This is a genomic window from Promicromonospora sp. NFX87, assembly GCF_048564965.1.
Lineage (GTDB): Bacteria > Actinomycetota > Actinomycetes > Actinomycetales > Cellulomonadaceae > Promicromonospora.
Map to the genome: position 1 here is coordinate 6,036,941 of NZ_CP183413.1, position 16,866 is coordinate 6,053,806.

The 16,866-nt window shown below is 71.8% G+C and carries 15 protein-coding genes; 7 read left to right on the top strand and 8 right to left on the bottom strand.

All coding sequences use genetic code 11. From position 1 onward, the window contains the following. The first annotated feature begins 25 nt into the window (after positions 1–25). Positions 26–334, top strand: coding sequence for a heavy-metal-associated domain-containing protein (locus tag ACNYC2_RS27015; protein ID WP_116673181.1), 309 nt, complete (start codon positions 26–28; stop codon positions 332–334). A gap of 192 nt (positions 335–526) precedes the next feature. Then, the gene (locus ACNYC2_RS27020) at positions 527–2,908 is read left to right on the top strand and encodes a heavy metal translocating P-type ATPase (protein WP_419707913.1); all 2,382 of its coding nucleotides are present in this window, start codon (positions 527–529) and stop codon (positions 2,906–2,908) included. 12 nt (positions 2,909–2,920) lie between these two features. On the opposite strand, the gene ACNYC2_RS27025 is transcribed toward ACNYC2_RS27020, so the two are convergent. From ACNYC2_RS27025 to ACNYC2_RS27050, 6 genes are all read right to left on the bottom strand, one after another. Further along, positions 2,921–3,730: an ABC transporter permease gene (locus ACNYC2_RS27025; protein WP_419704703.1), complete on the bottom strand. Its 810-nt coding sequence runs from the start codon at positions 3,728–3,730 to the stop codon at positions 2,921–2,923. Beyond that, entirely contained in the window at positions 3,727–4,551 is an 825-nt protein-coding gene (locus ACNYC2_RS27030; protein ID WP_419704704.1) for an ABC transporter ATP-binding protein, read from the bottom strand. Before ACNYC2_RS27030 ends, ACNYC2_RS27025 begins: the two co-directional genes overlap by 4 nt. A 20-nt stretch (positions 4,552–4,571) precedes the next feature. Then, the gene (locus ACNYC2_RS27035; protein ID WP_419704705.1) at positions 4,572–4,874 is read right to left on the bottom strand and encodes a transcriptional regulator; all 303 of its coding nucleotides are present in this window, start codon (positions 4,872–4,874) and stop codon (positions 4,572–4,574) included. Next, entirely contained in the window at positions 4,867–5,565 is a 699-nt protein-coding gene (locus ACNYC2_RS27040) for a hypothetical protein (RefSeq protein ID WP_419704706.1), read from the bottom strand. Before ACNYC2_RS27040 ends, ACNYC2_RS27035 begins: the two co-directional genes overlap by 8 nt. 93 nt (positions 5,566–5,658) lie before the next feature. Continuing rightward, complete coding sequence (locus tag ACNYC2_RS27045) at positions 5,659–6,168, bottom strand: hypothetical protein (RefSeq protein WP_419704707.1); 510 nt, start codon at positions 6,166–6,168, stop codon at positions 5,659–5,661. Position 6,169: 1 nt separating this feature from the next. Continuing rightward, a complete protein-coding gene (locus ACNYC2_RS27050; protein WP_419704708.1) occupies positions 6,170–6,397 on the bottom strand; it encodes a hypothetical protein in 228 nt (75 codons plus the stop codon). A gap of 185 nt (positions 6,398–6,582) precedes the next feature. Between ACNYC2_RS27050 and ACNYC2_RS27055 the strand changes: the two genes are divergently transcribed. From ACNYC2_RS27055 to ACNYC2_RS27065, 3 genes are all read left to right on the top strand, one after another. After that, positions 6,583–8,088: a S10 family peptidase gene (locus ACNYC2_RS27055; protein WP_419704709.1), complete on the top strand. Its 1,506-nt coding sequence runs from the start codon at positions 6,583–6,585 to the stop codon at positions 8,086–8,088. Positions 8,089–8,168: 80 nt separating this feature from the next. Beyond that, the gene (locus ACNYC2_RS27060) at positions 8,169–8,948 is read left to right on the top strand and encodes a CPBP family intramembrane glutamic endopeptidase (protein WP_419704710.1); all 780 of its coding nucleotides are present in this window, start codon (positions 8,169–8,171) and stop codon (positions 8,946–8,948) included. Between the two features lie 129 nt (positions 8,949–9,077). Continuing rightward, the gene (locus ACNYC2_RS27065; RefSeq protein ID WP_419704711.1) at positions 9,078–11,612 is read left to right on the top strand and encodes a flippase-like domain-containing protein; all 2,535 of its coding nucleotides are present in this window, start codon (positions 9,078–9,080) and stop codon (positions 11,610–11,612) included. A 97-nt stretch (positions 11,613–11,709) separates the two neighbouring features. Here ACNYC2_RS27065 and ACNYC2_RS27070 read toward each other — a convergent pair whose 3' ends face one another. Then, positions 11,710–11,991 carry an HU family DNA-binding protein gene (locus tag ACNYC2_RS27070; RefSeq protein ID WP_116673175.1) on the bottom strand — a complete coding sequence of 94 codons (282 nt, stop codon included), beginning with the start codon at positions 11,989–11,991 and terminating at the stop codon, positions 11,710–11,712. A gap of 319 nt (positions 11,992–12,310) precedes the next feature. Between ACNYC2_RS27070 and ACNYC2_RS27075 the strand changes: the two genes are divergently transcribed. Both ACNYC2_RS27075 and ACNYC2_RS27080 read left to right on the top strand, forming a co-directional pair. After that, positions 12,311–13,762 carry an MFS transporter gene (locus ACNYC2_RS27075; RefSeq protein WP_419704712.1) on the top strand — a complete coding sequence of 484 codons (1,452 nt, stop codon included), beginning with the start codon at positions 12,311–12,313 and terminating at the stop codon, positions 13,760–13,762. 156 nt (positions 13,763–13,918) lie between these two features. Continuing rightward, positions 13,919–16,027 carry a glycosyl hydrolase family 28-related protein gene (locus ACNYC2_RS27080; RefSeq protein ID WP_419704713.1) on the top strand — a complete coding sequence of 703 codons (2,109 nt, stop codon included), beginning with the start codon at positions 13,919–13,921 and terminating at the stop codon, positions 16,025–16,027. Positions 16,028–16,089: 62 nt separating this feature from the next. Here the strand turns inward: ACNYC2_RS27080 and ACNYC2_RS27085 are convergent, their stop codons facing one another. Next, positions 16,090–16,815, bottom strand: coding sequence for a copper resistance CopC family protein (locus ACNYC2_RS27085; RefSeq protein WP_419704714.1), 726 nt, complete (start codon positions 16,813–16,815; stop codon positions 16,090–16,092). Positions 16,816–16,866: the final 51 nt, after the last annotated feature.

The following is a 16,866-nucleotide window of genomic DNA, read 5'->3' on the forward strand; positions in this document are numbered from 1 at the left end:
TCAGCCCGCCATCCGAGGAGACGATATGACCACTGTGACCAAGCTCGCCGTGACCGGTATGACCTGCGGCCACTGCGTGTCCGCCGTGACCAACGAGCTCAAGGGCGTCCCGGACGTCCAGGACGTCAGCGTCGAGCTGCACGCCGGCGACACCTCGCTGGTGCGCGTGATCTCCAAGCTGCCCCTGGCCGAGGCGCCGCTGCGGGACGCCGTGGACGAGGCGGGCTACGACGTGACCGACGTCGAGGTGCTCGAGAACGCGGTGGCCGCCGAGTCGGCGGCACAGGCCCCGGCCCGACAGGCGAACCGGTCGCTGCCGATCATCTCGTCCTGACCGTTTCCGAAGTTCGTCGGACCGGCCGTCACCCCCTTTCGAGGCCCGGATTTCTCCCCACTGAACCGTTTCAGAGCAGAGTGGCCCGGGCCCTCGAGGACGACCGCGTCCGACACCCCCATTCCCAGGAGAACCGTGACTGTCGTTGAAGCGCCGCATCTCGTCGGCGAGGTCGAGCTCGCCGTGTCCGGGATGACCTGCGCCTCGTGCGTGGCCCGGGTCGAGCGCAAGCTCAACCGGCTCGACGGGGTCGCCGCCACCGTGAACCTGCCCCTGGAGTCGGCCCACGTCGTGCTATCGGAGGCAGTCACCGACCAGGACCTGGTCGCCGCCGTCGAGTCGGCGGGGTACGGCGCGCAGGTGACGCGGCGGCGGGCGGCGAACGGGTCGAGCACGTCCGAGGCGACGAGGACCAGCGGCGAGCCGGGCGCCGGATCCGAGCCGGGCGCGACCCCGGCGGTCGGCACCGAGTACCGGGGCGACGACCTGCTCCGCCGGCTGCGCGTCTCGGCGGCGCTGACGGTCCCGGTGCTGCTGCTGTCGATGGTGCCGGCGCTGGCGTTCCCGGGTAGCGAGTGGGCGGTCGCCGCCCTGGCGCTGCCCGTGGTCGCGTGGGGCGCCTGGCCGTTCCACACCGCCGCCGTGCGAGCCGCCCGGCACGCGAGCTCGACCATGGACACGCTCGTGTCCATCGGGGTGCTCGCGGCGACCCTGTGGTCGCTGTGGGTGCTGGTCGCCGACGCGTTCCGGCCCGCGGGCGACGGTATGGGCCCCGGCCTGTACTTCGAGGTCGGCGCGGTGGTCACCACGTTCCTCCTGGCCGGGCGGTACGCCGAGCACCGGTCGCGGCGCCGCGCCGGGGACGCCCTGCGCGCCCTGCTGAGCCTGGGCGCCAAGGACGCGGAGCGCATCACGCTCGGCCCGGACGGCACGCCCCTGCGTCTCGGCGACGGCGGCTGGCGCACCTCTGCCGTGCCCGTCGCCGCCCTGCAGGTCGGGGACGTGTTCGCGGTCCGTCCCGGCGGAACGGTCGCCACGGACGGGACGGTGGTGGAGGGCGCCTCGGCGCTCGACACCTCCCTGGTCACCGGCGAACCCGTGCCTGTCGACGTGACGCCCGGCGACGACGTCGTCGGCGGGACGGTCAGCACCTCGGGACACCTGCTCGTACGTGCCACCCGGGTGGGCGAGGACACGATGCTTGCCCGTATCGGGCGGCTCGTGGCCCAGGCGCAGACGGGCAAGGCCCCCGTGGCGCGCCTCGCGGACCGCATCTCCGCGGTGTTCGTGCCGGTCGTGCTCGTGCTGGCCGCGCTGACGCTGGTCGGCTGGCTGGCCGTGACCGGCGACGTCGAGGCGGCGTTCACCGCCGCCGTCGCGGTGCTGATCATCGCGTGCCCCTGCGCCCTCGGTCTGGCCACGCCGACGGCGATCCTGGTCGGCACCGGCCGCGGGGCACAGCTCGGCGTGCTGATCCGCGGGCCGGAGATCCTGGAGAGCACGCGCCGCGTGGACACGGTGGTGCTCGACAAGACCGGCACCGTCACCGAGGGCCGCATGCGGGTGGTCGACGTGTGGGGCGCCGGGTCTCCGCAGGTCGAGACCGCCCCGCTGGTCGAGCCTGTCGAGACCCCACCCGTCGAGACCGACGCCAACCACCTCACCGACGCCCCGGACGTGCTGCGCTACGCGGCCGCCGTCGAGTCCCTGAGCGAGCACCCCATCGCACGGGCGCTCACCGCCGCGGGACGCGCGGCCGGCGAGCCCGAGACCGGGACGCCGCTCGAGGTCACGGGCTTCATCGCCCATGCGGGCGGCGGTGTCGAGGGCCTCGTCCGACGCGCGCACTCCGGCCTGGCCCTCGGCGGGGCGCTGAACACCCGCCGCGTCCTGGTGGGCCGCCCCGCCTGGCTCGTCGAGCAGGGGGTGACCGTCCCGGCGGAGGTCCGTACCGCCGTCCGGCAGCAGGAGGAGGCGGGGGCCACCGCGGTGGCCGTGGCCTGGAACGGGGCCGCCCGCGGCGTGATCGCGCTGCGCGACCCGGCCAAGCCGACGTCGGCGCAGGCAGTGGCCGAGCTCCAGGAGCTGGGCCTGCGACCGTACCTGCTGACCGGCGACTCGGAGGGCGCCGCCCTCGTCGCGGCGCGGGCCGTCGGCATCCCCGACGCTGACGTCATAGCCCGCGTGCTGCCCGCGGACAAGGCCACGGTGGTGGCCCGGCTCCAGGCCGAGGGCCGCACGGTGGCGATGGTGGGCGACGGCGTGAACGACGCCGCCGCACTCGCCACGGCCGACCTCGGTCTCGCGATGGGCACCGGTACGGACGTCGCGATCGAGGCGAGCGACATCACGCTGGTCCGCGGCGACCTGCGGGCCGCCGCGAGCGCCGTACGCCTGTCCCGGAAGACTCTGCGGGTCATCAAGCAGAACCTGTTCTGGGCGTTCGCGTACAACGTCGCGGCGATCCCGCTGGCGGCGGCGGGCCTGCTCAGCCCGATGATCGCGGGCGGGGCGATGGCGGCGAGCTCGGTGCTGGTGGTGCTGAACTCCCTGCGGCTGCGCCGCGCGGAGTAGGCGACCACCGGCTCAGCGGAAGCGGCGGCCCTCGTCGTTGCGGTAGGCGACGATCGCGAGCACGACGAACAGCAGCGTCCACCCGGCCAGGACGGGGAGCGCCAGGGAGTAGGCCTCAGCGCCCGTCGTGGCCTGCACCAGCAGGTCACGGCCGGCCCGGGTGGGCGTGGCCATCGAGATCGCGTCGAGCCAGCCCGGGAACATCTGGGGCGGCAGGAACAGCCCGCCCGCGAAGGCCAGCGGGAACAGGATGATCTGGACGACGGGCAGTGCCGCCTTGGCCGACAGCGAGTATCCGATCGCCATGCCCAGCAGCACGAACGGCACCGACACGGCGAGGATGGTCCCGATCCCGACCAGCAGCTGCCCGGGCGTCACGGTGGCCGCCGTGAACAGCCAGCCGATGATGATCAGCGGCAGCACGCCGAACAGCGAGAAGATCCCGCCGTTCAGCACGCGGGCGACCATCTGCGGCCCGGGGCCGGTCGGCAGCGACCGCAGGAACGGGTAGAACGGCAGCTGCCGGTCCTCGGCCACGCCGAGGCCGTACGTGAACAGGCTCGCCGAGCAGACCGCGAACAGCGCGAGGCCGGAGATGGAGGTCGTCGCGAACACGGGGTTGCCCGCGATCCCCGTCTGCGGCACGACGAAGAAGAACATGGTCAGCGACGGGAACAGGACGTTCCCGAGCACCGCGATGGGGATCCGGACGGTCTCCAGGAACTGGTACTTCAGGTGCAGCCAGGACAGCTTCAGGAACGGCTGGGTGTGCCCGCTGCCCGTCCTGCCGCCCGACGTCGTCGTGCTCGCCACCGCGCTCATCGCACCGCTCCTTCTGTCGCCTCGTGGTTGACCAGCTGGCCGAACGCTTCCTCCAGGGACGCGCCCCGGATCTCCAGGTCGCGGAACTCCGCGCCGGACGTGACGAGCTCGCGCACGAAGACGTCCGAGTCGGGGACGAGGCGCTCCTGCCGCTCCCCGGCGGCGTCGGTGAACTGCACGCGGCGGGCGCCGACCCGGGAGAGGATCGTCCCGAGGGAGTCGTCGGCGAGCACCTTGCCGTGGTCGATGACGACGACCCGCTCGGCCAGGGCCTGCACCTCCTCCAGGTAGTGCGAGGTGAGCAGCACCGTCCCGCCGTTCGCGTGGTACTCCCGGATGGCGTCCCACAGCGCGGTGCGACCGGAGACGTCGAGCCCGGTGGTCGGCTCGTCGAGCAGCACGACGCTCGGGCGGCCCACCAGGGACATGGCGACGGCGAGCCGCCGCTTCTGCCCGCCGGACAGCGAACCGGTCTGGCGCTTGCCCAGGTCGGCGAGCCCGAACTGCTCCAGCAGCTCGTCCGTCGGCACGGGGTCGGGGTAGTGGCCGCCGACGAAGTCGACGACCTCACGCACTCGCAGCGTCGCGGGCAGTCCCGTCTCCTGCGGGGTCAGGCCGAGCACCGTGCGCGCCCGGGCGTCGCGCGGGTCGCGGCCGTCCAGGCGCACCACACCGGCGTCGGGCCGCCGCTGGCCGCTGACCAGCGAGAGCAGCGTGGACTTGCCGGCCCCGTTCGGGCCGAGCATGCCCACCAGCTCGCCGCGCCCCACCTCCAGCGATACGTCGTCCAGGGCGACGACGTCGCCGAAACGCCGTGTCATTCCCCTCACCTCTACCGCACTCATCCCTGTGCTCCCTTCAGAAGGTTCATCAGTGCCGCCTGGTAGTCCGCGAACGCGGTGCGGCCGGTCGGGGTGAGGGCCAGGTAGGTCGCAGGCGTCCTGCCCTCATGAGTCTTGGTGACGCGCACGTACCCGGCGTCCTCCAGCTTGCGCAGGTGGGTCGACAGGTTCCCGGCGGTCATGTCGAGCAGCTTCCGCAGCTTCGGGAAGGCCACCTCGTCGCCGGGGCCGAGGGCCGCGAGCGAGGCGACCACGCGCAGGCGGGCGGGGGCGTGGATGACGGGGTCGAGCTCCTCAGGCACGCCGCCCACCGCCCTCCGTCCGCTCTCCGGTCCCGGGTGATCGACGCCGTGCGCGGATCACCTGCTCCACCGCGACCATGGCCAGGAACCCGCCGCCACCCGCTACCGCTATCACGAGGTACGTGTTGGGCATCCCCGCGAACGCGGCGAGCACCGCTGTGACCAGCATCCAGCCGCCGATGGCGTACATCCGGAGCTCCTCGAAGAGCATTCCGCCCGCGAGGTACAGGAGGCCGACGATCACACACGCGAAACCGTTCCCGGCGATCGCCTGGACCTCGAAGGACGCGCCTGCGTCGCCCATGGCGCCCAGCAGCACGCCGTAGGCCACGAACGCGAGGAACCAGGTCCAGCCGTACATCGCGCCGACCCGGGCGCTCGCACCGCGCGTGCCGGACGTCCGGGTGACGCTGTGCACGACGGTGAGCGCCGTCGCGCCGACGATGCACCCGGCGAGCACCCAGCTGGCCCAGGCCGCGGGCACGCCCGTGTCGCGGGCCGTGGACCACATGGCCAGGTAGCCGATCAGCCACGCGAGGCCCCAGCCGCCGAACAGCAGGCGACCGTCGGGTTCGGTCGCGTCCCGTGCCGCCTCCTGCTGCTGCCGGATCATCCGCAGCATCTCGGCGGGGTCGAGGCCCGCCGCTTCTTCCTGGCCCTCAGGTCTGCCCGACGTCGGGTCGCTCGCCATGGTCGGCTCCTCGCCTCTCAAACTGGTTTGTACTGCAAACCAGTTTGCCAGTTGTCGGAGACGGGACGCAAGGGGTTAGCGCGAACGGGCCGATCAGGCGGAGGCGAGCAACGCGAGATCCTCAGTAGGCGCAAGCGCGCGAGCGCGCAGGATGTGGGACGCGGCCGCAAGCAGGCGCGCGTCAGCATCGTGCGGCTGGACGACGACGCCGAGCTTCTCGGCGAACCAGTCCGACACAGCGGCCCAGGAGTAGAGGGATGTCTTGCCAGAACCAACAGCGGCAGGGAACCCGCCCGGCCCTCGGCGTCCGGCGGCGAGCAGCCGGACGGATTCGTGGGTTCGGCCAGAGCGCTCGGCGATCTGGCCGAGCGTGACCAGATCCTCGTCCGCGATCGCGACCGGACGAAGTCCGGCGCCGACTGCGTCATGGACTGCGGACACGATCGCATCCAGGAGCCGCGGGGCCTCCCTGGCAACCGCGACGTACCCGTGGCCGCTCTCGGAACCTGGAGAGCTGTCGTCGAGCCCCGCTTCGAACAGCCTGTCGTAATCGTCGTCCGACAGGTCCCTGTCGAGGATCATCGTGAACTCGTACACCGGCATATCAGCCCTCCTCATCGTGCGAGTGCCGCGCCACGAACTTGAGCAGACGTCGCGCGTGGTTGTCGGCGTCTCGAGGCGTCGACCAGATCGCCTCGGTTGCGCCGCACACGACGCATTCCAACATGCCCCAGCGGTGACCCTTGTGGACCAGCACCATCTCGATGCCCTGCGGCAGTTCGCCGATGACAGCGTTGATCGGATTCTTCGGATGACGCCCGGTACTCACCATGCTCGTTCAACATACCCCTCGCTGTTGGAAATCGCCAACATCACCTGACCTTCAGCCCTCAATAATGTCAATTTTTCGGGCAGATGGCATCAGTAGGAGGCACTTGTTGCGTATACGCAACGGCCCTTAGGGGCCTGCGCCATATACCTGCCGTTACCGACCAACACGCGCGATATGTTCCCCACGTGACCGACGAGAAGAGCACCAGCACCGACCAGTCCGAGGCGACCACGACGACGTCCGCCGAAAACTCGCCCAAGAAGCCCGAACCCACCGACGACCTCGTCACCACGCGGCACACCCTGCACACCCCGCAGGGCGACCTGGCCTACAGCGCGACGACCGGCCGGGTGGTGCTGCGCCAGGAGGTCCACAAGGACGAGAAGTACGACGGCCGCAAGCCCAAGGCCGAGGTCTCGATCACGTACTACACGCTCGATGAGGCCGACGTGACGCGCCGCCCCGTGACGTTCGCGTTCAACGGCGGCCCCGGCTCGTCGTCCGTCTGGCTGCACCTGGGGCTGCTCGGCCCGCGCCGGGTCGACTCGGGCGACGTCGGCAACCTGACGCCGCCGCCGTACGGGCTGGTCGACAACCTGGAGACCCTGCTGCACGTCTCCGACCTCGTGTTCATCGACCCGGTCTCCACGGGCTACTCGCGCGCGACCGAGGGCGAGCAGGCCAAGCCGTTCCACGGGTTCACGGGCGACCTCGAGTCGGTCGGCGAGATCATCCGGCTGTGGACGAGCCGCAACGACCGGTGGATGAGCCCCAAGTTCCTCATCGGCGAGTCGTACGGCGGCACCCGCGGGGCGGCGCTGGCCGAGTACCTGCAGCAGCGCTTCGGGATGTTCTTCAACGGCGTCATGCTGGTGGCTCCGGCGCTGAACCTGGAGGCCCTGTTCGACGGCGAGCACTCCAACCTGCCGCACCCCCTGTTCCTGCCGCTCTACGCCGCGACGGCGCAGTACCACGGCCTGCTCGGGGACCGCACGACGGACGACGTCGTCGCCGAGGCGCGGGACTGGGCGGAGACGTACGCCTCGGTCCTGGCCCGCGGGGCGCGCGTGCCCGGCGACGAGCGCGCCGCCGCCGTCGCGAAGATCGCCTCTCTGACCGGGCTCGGCGAGGACTACGTCGACCGCGCCAACCTGCGGCTCGAGCACACCCGGGTCTACGCGGAGCTGCTGCGCTCGCGCCGCCTGGTCACCGGCCGTCTCGACACCCGGTTCACCGGGCCGGCCGACCACTACATCCACGAGCAGATGCCGTACGACCCGTTCATGTCCGCCACGTCCGGGCCGTACACGGCGGCGCTGCACCACTACCTGCGGGGCGAGCTCGAGTACGAGAACGACGCGATCTACGAGGTGCTGTCCCGCCAGGTGCACCCCTGGTCGTACAAGGAGTTCGAGGGCCAGGCCGTCGACGTCGCCGACAAGCTCGCGACCGCGATGATCATCAACCCGCACCTCCAGGTGCACATCGCCATGGGCCGGTACGACGGCGGCGTCCCGGTCGAGGCCATCGAGTACAGCCTCGACCAGATGGCGATCCCGGCGTCCTACCGCGACCGCATCGAGACCCGGGTGTACCCCGCGGGCCACATGATGTACATCCACCAGGAGTCCCGCGTGGCGCAGGCGGCGGACCTCGCGGACTTCGTCAGGCGTGCCTCGAACCGGGCCTGAGCCGGACCAGGGGGCCCGACGGCAGCCGCCGCCGGGCGTGGGCACGGCCCGCGCCCAGCGGCGGCTGCTATAAACGGGCCGTGTCCTCCAACCGTCGTGTCGCCGCCGAGGTGTGGATAGTGCTCGGGCTCAGCCTGGGCCAGTCGGCGGTCTACGCACTCGTCAACATCACGGCCCGCCTCACCGCCGGCACGCCGCTCGCCGAGCAGACCGCCACACTCAACGCGAGCCAGTCCGAGCGTCCCTACCTCGACCTCGTCTACCAGCTGCTCAGCATCGGGTTCGCGCTGGTCCCGGTAGCACTGGCGCTGTACCTGCTCAGCGGACCGGGCCGCAGCGCCGTCCGCAGCCTCGGCCTCGACCGGTCCCGTCCGGGCCGCGACCTCGGCTGGGGTGTCGCCCTCGCCGCGGCGATAGGCATCCCGGGGCTCGCGTTCTACGTCCTCGGACGCGCGCTCGGCATCACCGTCGAGGTGCAGGCCAGCGCCCTGGACACCCACTGGTGGACCGTCCCGGTGCTGCTGCTCAGCGCGTTCCAGAACGGGCTGCTCGAGGAGGTGATCGCCGTCGGCTACCTCTACGAGCGGACGCGGGACCTCGGCTGGAACCGGGTGAAGTTCATCGTGGCCAGCTCGCTCCTGCGCGGCTCGTACCACCTGTACCAGGGCATCGGACCGTTCATCGGGAACGTCGTGATGGGCGTCGTGTTCTCGTGGTTCTACACGTCGCCGAGGTTCCAGCCCGGCGGACGGCGCCGCGTGATCCCGCTGGTCGTCGCCCATACGCTGCTCGACGTCGTGGCGTTCGTCGGCTACGCCCTCGTGCCCGCGGAGTGGCGCGAGGCCCTGGGGATCCGCTGATCCCGGGCAGGGCAGTACGAGGGAATTCGCCGACCTGACCCGGCCTGCCGCCTGACCTGCCCTGGGACGAACGGGTGTCGTCACCGCTCCTCCGGTCATGTGCGGCCCAACGCCCTTAGAATCCGAGACATGTCCAACTCGAGCACCGGCCGTGTTGGCGCCGGTGCCGATCTGTCCGACGTTCCGGGCACCGCGCCGGCCGGGTCCGACCTGGTCGACGTCGTCGACACGCCCGAAGAGCGTGTCCGGCACCCGCGCGCGCTGGTCTGGATGATCGGGTGCGCGCTGGGCGTCGCGGGCGTCCTGATCCTCTCGGTGGTCGCGCACGGCACCACGGAGGGCGTCACCGAGGACGTCCGGAGCTTCAACGACCTGCTGGCCGACATCCTGTTCGTCCCGGTAGCGGTGCTGCAGGGACTGGTCAGCATGTTCGCCCCGGTCGCCGTGATGATCGAGCTGGCGGTCCGCCGCCTGGGCAGGCAGATCATCGAGTCGATAGTCGGCGCAGCCCTCGGCCTGGTGCTGGGCGTCCTCACGACCGTCCTGCTGCACCAGCTCGGCTCGGACGAGCTCGTGCGCGGCATGTCGGTGTGGGAGAGCGGCACCGGCTACGTGCTGGCCATCCCGGAGTACGCCGTCGCCCTGACGGCGATGCTCACGGTCGCCGGACCCGCCACGCGACGCCGGACCGTCCGCATCTCGTGGAACCTGATGTTCGCGGCCCTGCTGATCGTGCTGATCACCGGCCAGGTCTCGCTGCCCGGGGTGCTCGTCGCGCTGCTGCTCGGCCGGCTCGCCGGATCGTCGGTGCAGTACGTGTCGGGCACGCGCAGCGAGCGCGCGTACGGCCCCGACCTCGTGACCGCCGTGCGCCGCGCCGGCTTCGTGCCGACGTCGCTGGCCCGGGTGCAGGCGCAGCCCGCACAGACCGGCGACGTGGCCACCGGGACCGGCACGCCGGACGCCACGCCCGACGACCCGGTGGCGCTCGCCCTGAGCCGCGGGGACGGCAACCGCGTGTACGCCCTCTACTGCGACGACGGCGTCCGCCGCGACGTGGTGGTGCTCGACGGCGACCGCCAGGTCGTCGGGCTCATCACGCGCCTGTGGCGGGCCCTGCGCCTGCGCGGCATCGAGGGCCGGGCCGCCATCTCGCTCAAGGCCGTCGCCGAGCGCACCGCCCTCCTGTCCTACGCGGCGACCGCCGCCGGCGTCCGCACCCCCCGGCTCCTGGGGATCGGCGAGTTCGGCGACTCGATAGCGCTCGTCCTCGAGCACGCCTCCCCGGCGCTGTCGCTCCGCGACCTGCCCGACGACGAGGTGGACGACGACGTCATCGCCGAGGCCTGGGAGCAGCTCGGCCGGGCCCACGCGGCGGGCCTCACGCACCGCGCGCTGACGCAGGACGTCCTGCTCACGCACCGCGACACCGACGGCGACCCGCACGTGTGGATCACCGGCTGGGAGCAGGGTGACATCGCCTCGCCGCCGCTCTCGCGACGCCTCGACCTCGTGCAGATGCTCGCGCTCATCGGGCTGCGGGTCGGTCCCCGGCGCGCCGTCGCGTCGGCGGTCCGCGCGCTGCCCGACGCCGACATCGCCGCCATCGGGCCCCTGATCCAGTCGATAGCCCTGCCCCGGACCACCCGCGAGGAGGTGCGGCGGGCGAAGGGCCTCCTGGGCGAGCTGCGGGGCGCCCTGGTGGAGCGCCTGCCCGAGGCGAGCGTGCAGCCGCAGCGCATCTCCCGGTTCAGCGCGCGCACCGTGCTCACCACGACGCTGATGATCGTCGCGGTCGCGGTGATCGTGACCACGATCAACTTCAACGAGATCACGCAGGCCGTGCGCGAGGCCAACCCGTGGTGGATCGCCGTGGCGTTCGCGCTCGCCGTCCTGACCTGGTTCGGCGCCGGCCTCACGCTGGTCGCGTTCTCACCGGTCCGCGTGCCGATCGGGCGCGCCACGTGCACTGCCGCGGCAGGCTCGTTCGTCGCTCTGGCGGCCCCCGCCGGCATCGGCCCGGCGGCGCTGAACCTGCGGCTGCTCACGCAGCGCGGGGTGTCTATGTCGATGGCCGTGGCCACCGTCGCGCTGGTCCAGGTGTCGCAGTTCGTCGTCACGGTGCTGCTGCTCGTCGCCCTGTCGATCTTCACCGGGTCCGGTGCCCTCGTGGAGCTGCCGTCGCCCGCGGTGCTGATCACCCTGGCGGGCATCGCGGTGGTCGTCGTCGCGACGCTGCTCGTGCCGCCCGTACGGCGGTGGGGCATGGGCTACATCGGGCCGAGGCTGCGGCAGGTGTGGCCCCGGCTGGCCCAGATGCTGAGCCATCCCGGCCGGCTCGCGCTCGGCGTTGCGGGGAACCTGATCATGACGCTGGGCTACATCATCGCCCTGTGGTGCTGCCTCGCGGCGTTCGGGCAGTCGCTCTCGCTGGTCGACATCGCCCTGGTCAACCTCGTCGGCAACGCGCTCGGCGCGCTCATCCCGACCCCCGGCGGCCTGGGCGGTGTCGAGGGCGCCCTGACGGCCGGTCTGACGGCCGCAGGCGTGCCGGCCACCATCGCCTTCTCCGCGACCATCCTGTACCGCCTGTGCACGTACTGGGGCCGCGTGCCGATGGGCTGGGTGGCGATGAAGTACCTGGAGCGCAAGGGCGACCTCTGACGGCGGGTGCGGCCGGCCGCACCCCGGACATGCGAAGGCCCGACCCCCGTACTGGGAGCCGGGCCTTCGCCTCGCTATAAAAATCAGCGGCGAAGCGTCACTTCGCGACGGCCTTCTTCAGCAGCGAGCCGGCGCTGATCTTGACACCGAAGTTCGCCGGGATCTGGATCTCCTCGCCGGTGCGCGGGTTGCGACCCGTGCGGGCGGCACGCTCGACGCGCTCGGCCGAGAGGAAGCCAGTCACCTTGACGGCCTCGCCCTTGGCGAGCGACTCGATCAGCACCTCCTGGAAGGCGTTGAGCGCGGCCTCGGCCTCGGTCTTGTTGATCTCGGCCTTGCTGGCGATGGCCGAGACGAGCTCGGACTTGTTGAGCGACATGCGGTTCCCTTCTTCGGTCACGTCGTGCGGCGGTACCCGCCCGACGACGAGGCCCCATACTGCCAGCAGATCGGCAGGAATTCGCGGAGAACGGGTACTTCTACGGCGAGTCGTGGGTAACTTTCTGCTCTCAGAGGACGCGAACCTGTGTACGAGCCTGTGGACGACGACGGTGAAGGGCCTCCCGGAGCAGTGTCACCCCGCACTATCCGATGACTTCCGCAACCCATAGCCGTCTACCGTTCCAGTAGTCCCGCGCCAATGAGAGGAAATCGTGGAGAAACCGCCGTACGAGCTCCCAGCCACCGTCGAAGGTGTCGTGAACGCCTCTCAGGACGCCTCCGACGACGCCTCCGGTGCCACCCCCGAGGACGCCGCGGAGCCCTCCGCCCCAGCCCCCGCGGACGCCCCGCACGCACGCCGCAACCTGGTCGTGCTCGTGTTCAGCAACCTCCTGGCCGGCGTCGGGGTCGCCTCCGGCGCCGCCGTCGGCGCGCTGCTCGCCGAGAGCCTCGGCGGCACCTCCATGGCCGGCCTCGCGCAGGCCGTCGGTGTGCTCGCCGCCGCCGTCGCCTCGATCCCGCTCGCGACGTTCGCCCAGGTGCGCGGACGCCGCTGGGCGCTGTCCCTCGGCTATGCCCTCTCCACGGTGGGCGCGCTGCTCATCGTCACGGCGGCCGTCGTGGGGCAGCTCGTCGTGCTGCTCGTGGGCCTCACGCTCTACGGCGTGGCCAACGCGACCAACCTGCAGTCCCGGTACGCGGCAGCGGACAACGTGGGTTCGGGTACCCGCGCCCGGACGATGTCGGTGGTCCTGTGGTCCACCACCGTCGGCTCCGTCGTGGGCCCCAACCTCGCGGCCCCCGGTGCCGTGGTGGGCAGCGGGTTCGGCGTGCCCGCCCTCGGCGGCCCGTACCTCTTCTCGATCGTCGCGTACCTGCTGGCCGGGCTCGTGCTCGCGGCCCTGTACCGGGACCCGGTGGGCAACGCGGCGGTGGGCAACGCGGTCGCGGCCGCCACCACCGCCGTCGGGCGGCTCGGCAAGCGGGCCGACGGCGCCTCGCGCGCCGAGCCCCGGCGGACCGGGGCCCTCGCCGCGCTGCGGTGGGCCTGGGCGCACCCCCGGGCGCGGTTCGCCGTGGTGACCACCGCCGTCGCGCACGGCGTGATGATCATGGTGATGGTGATGACGCCGGTGCACATGCAGCACGGCGGGATGTCGCTGCAGCTCGTGGGCATAGTGATCAGCCTGCACGTGCTGGGGATGTTCGCGTTCAGCCCGGTGTTCGGGTGGCTGTCCGACCGCTTCGGCCCGCTGCGGGTCGCCGTCGGCGGGATGGTGCTGCAGGGCGCGGCAGTGGTCCTCGGCTTCCTGGCCGCGGCGATGGTGTCCGACGCCGACGCCGGTTCCGGCGGGCACGCAGGCGCGCACGCGGGACACGGCACCGCGGCCCCGGCGTTCGATACCGAGGTGCTCACGGCGGTGGCGCTGGTGCTGCTCGGGCTCGGCTGGTCGGCGTGCCTCATCGCGTCGTCGTCGGTGCTGGCGTCCGTGGCGGAGCCGCACGTCAAGCTGCCACTGCAGGGTGCCACCGACGCGCTGATGAACTACTTCGGCGCGGGCGCCGCCGCGCTGGCCGGCCCACTCCTCGCGTGGGGCGGGTTCCAGGCAGTGAACACGGCGGGCGCCATCCTGCTGCTGCCTGCCGTGGTGACGGTGATCCTGGCGGTGCGGCACCGCGACATGCCGACGCAATCACTTGCGTCTTAAGTGCAAGAACTCGATGCATTACTGAAGAATCTCGATAGAGGTGGTTGTCCGGGGCCGTTCCCAGACCTACGCTCGGCATGCGGCAACGCAGCCGCCCGGCCGTGAGCCGGCGCCAGCCAGTCGGCCCTGGGCCGGCCTGACAGAGTCGAGTCGACGATGACACGCCTTGCTCCCCCACCTCTTTCCGCCAGGTCCCGACGATCCCTCGACGCGCGGCTCACCGCGTGGGTGGTCGCCGGCGTCCTCCTGGCGACCGCTGCCACGACGACGACGGCGTCCGCCACGGCGCAACCCGGGCCCGCGGACGGCCCGGTCGTTACCCGCGCCGGGCTCGACCCCGCGCTCGTCGCCGGCCGCGGGGCGGACGTGCCGTTCCTCGAGCAGGAGGCGGAGCAGGCCGTCACCACCGGCACCGTGCTCGCCCCGAGCCGGGACGCCTACACGCTCGCGGCAGAGGCGTCGGGGCGTTCGGCCGTGCAGCTCACCGAGGGCGAGTACGTCGACTTCACCCTGCCCGCCGACGCGGACGCGATCACGGTGCGCTACTCGATCCCCGACGCACCGGAGGGCGGCGGGATCACGTCGCCGCTCGACGTGCGGGTGCTGCGGGCGCACCGCGGCCACCTCACTCCCGCGGGACCGGCCCGGACGCTGCGGCTGACCTCCGAGTACGCCTGGCTGTACAACGCGTACCCGTTCACCAACGATCCGCAGGCCGACCTCACGCAGCCCGACTGGTGGTACCCAGAGTGCGCCTGCGTGCCGGGCACCGCCACACCCGACTGGCTCGTCAAGCCGTTCCGGCCCAGCCACTTCTACGACGAGCAGCGCCTCCTGCTCGGCAAGACCTACCGGGCGGGCGACGTAGTCCGCCTGTCGGTCCCCCGCGGCGCCACGGCGGACCGCACGACGATCGACCTGCTCGACTCCGAGCTCGTCGGACGGCCGGACGCCAGTCCACGCGGCGCGGTGAGCGTGCTGCGGTTCGGCGCCGACCCGACGGGCCGCCGGGACTCCGGTGCCGCGTTCCAGCGCGCTGTCGACTGGGCGTCGGCCAACGACCGCACCCTGTGGATCCCGGCGGGCACGTTCCAGGTCAACCGGCACATCGTGGTGGACGACGTGACCGTCAGGGGCGCGGGGAGCTGGCACTCGATAGTCCGCGGCCGCGAGGTCGAGCTGGCAGAGCCGGCGCCCGACGGTTCGGTGCACACCGGCGTCGGCTTCTACGGGAAGTACGCCGAGGACGGCGGCTCGGCCGACGTGCATCTCTCGGGCTTCGCGATCGTCGGGGACGTCCGCGAGCGCATCGACACCGACCAGGTCAACGGCATCGGCGGGGCCATGAGCGACTCCACCGTCTCGGACCTGTACATCCACCGCACGAAGGTGGGCCTGTGGTTCGACGGCCCGATGTCGAACACGCACGTCTCCGACCTGGTGGTCACCGACCAGATCGGCGACGGCGTGAACTTCCACCGCGGCGTGACCGGCTCGTCGGTGACGAACAGCTTCTTCCGGAACACGGGCGACGACGCGCTGGCGATGTGGGCGCAGACCGACCAGAACAGCGGCAACACGTTCGCCCGGAACACCGTGCAGACGCCGGTGCTGGCGAACGGCATCGCGATCTACGGTGGCCGTGACATCACCGTCGAGGGCAACCTCGTCGCCGATCCGGTGCGCGAGGGTTCTGGGCTGCACGCCGGCGCGCGCTTCGGCGCGGAGCCGTTCGAGGGCGCGCTCACGTTCCGTGACAACACGACCGTTCGCGCGGGCGGCCTGGACCTGAACTGGCGGATCGGCCTCGGCTCGCTCTGGTTCTACGCGCTGGACCGCAGCATCGACGCGGACATCACCGTCACCGGCGACCACTACCTCGACAGCACCTACAACGCGATCATGCTCGTCACGGAGTTCGGCGTGAAGGATGCCTACCGGATCGACGGCGTGCAGGTCCGCGACGTCCGGGTCGACGGCGCGGGGACGTCGGTGCTCAGCGCCCGGACGGCGGGGACCGCGTCGTTCGAGAACGTCGACGTGCGCAACGTCGGCTGGGCCGGGGTGAACAACTGCGGGGCGTTCAACTGGGACTTCGAGAACGGCTCGGAGTTCACGCTCGCCGACCTGGGCGGCAACGACGGGCAGACCAGCACCCCCTGGGGTGACGGGCCCGCGAACTGGCTGACCCGCTACCTGCCGAACGTCATCAGCTGCAACGACACCCCGCCCGTCGTGGCCCCGCCGGCCCCGTCGCCCTGGTGAGTCACCCCCACGTGTCAGAGCCTCAGGCCACTCGGGTGACCTGAGGTTCTGACAAGTCGCCGTCAGATGCGGGGCTTGCCGTCCGGGTTGGTGTTGGGCTTCTCGGTGTCCGGGTTTTCAGGGTCGTGCTCGTCGGACCCGCGCAGGCGGTCGTTCTCGAGGATCTTGCGCCGCATGATGACCACCAGGCCCAGCACGACGAGCACCGCGGCGACGATCCCGCCGGTCACGGCCAGCCCGCTGGTACCCGCGCCGTTGCCGGCGCCGGCCAGCTCGGACGGCTCGGTCGGCTCGACCTCGGTGGCCGGTGTCGCGTCCTCGGTCGGCTCGGCCTCCTGGGTCGCCTCGCCGCTCGGGGACGCCGTGGGCTCGGCGGCGGTCTCGACCGTGTAGCCGAACTCGCCGTCGATCGGGTGGCCGTCGGAGGAGACGACGTGCCAGGCGACGTCGTACCGGCCGGCGGGCAGGTCGTCGGCGAGCTGCGCGGTCACGACCTTGTCGTCGACCTGGATGTCCTGGCCCTGCGCGGTGACGCCGTCCGGACCGACCAGGGCGACCTCGATACCCGTGTCGAGCGGCGCCGAGCTGAAGGTGAGCGAGATGCTCGCCGGGTGCTCGTCGAGCGTCGCGCCGTCCTTCGGGTCGGACGACAGGAGCTGGTCGTGAGCGCTCGCCGGACCGGCCACCAGCAGGAGTGCCGCGAAGGTGAGCACCGCCGCGAACACGGTGATCACGCGGACGAGGCGACGGCTACCAGGCCGGGCCAGGGCAACGGGGACAGCAGGCATACGAGGCACCCTACCCGCCCCGGATGTGCGCGGGACCGGTCGTGACGGCAC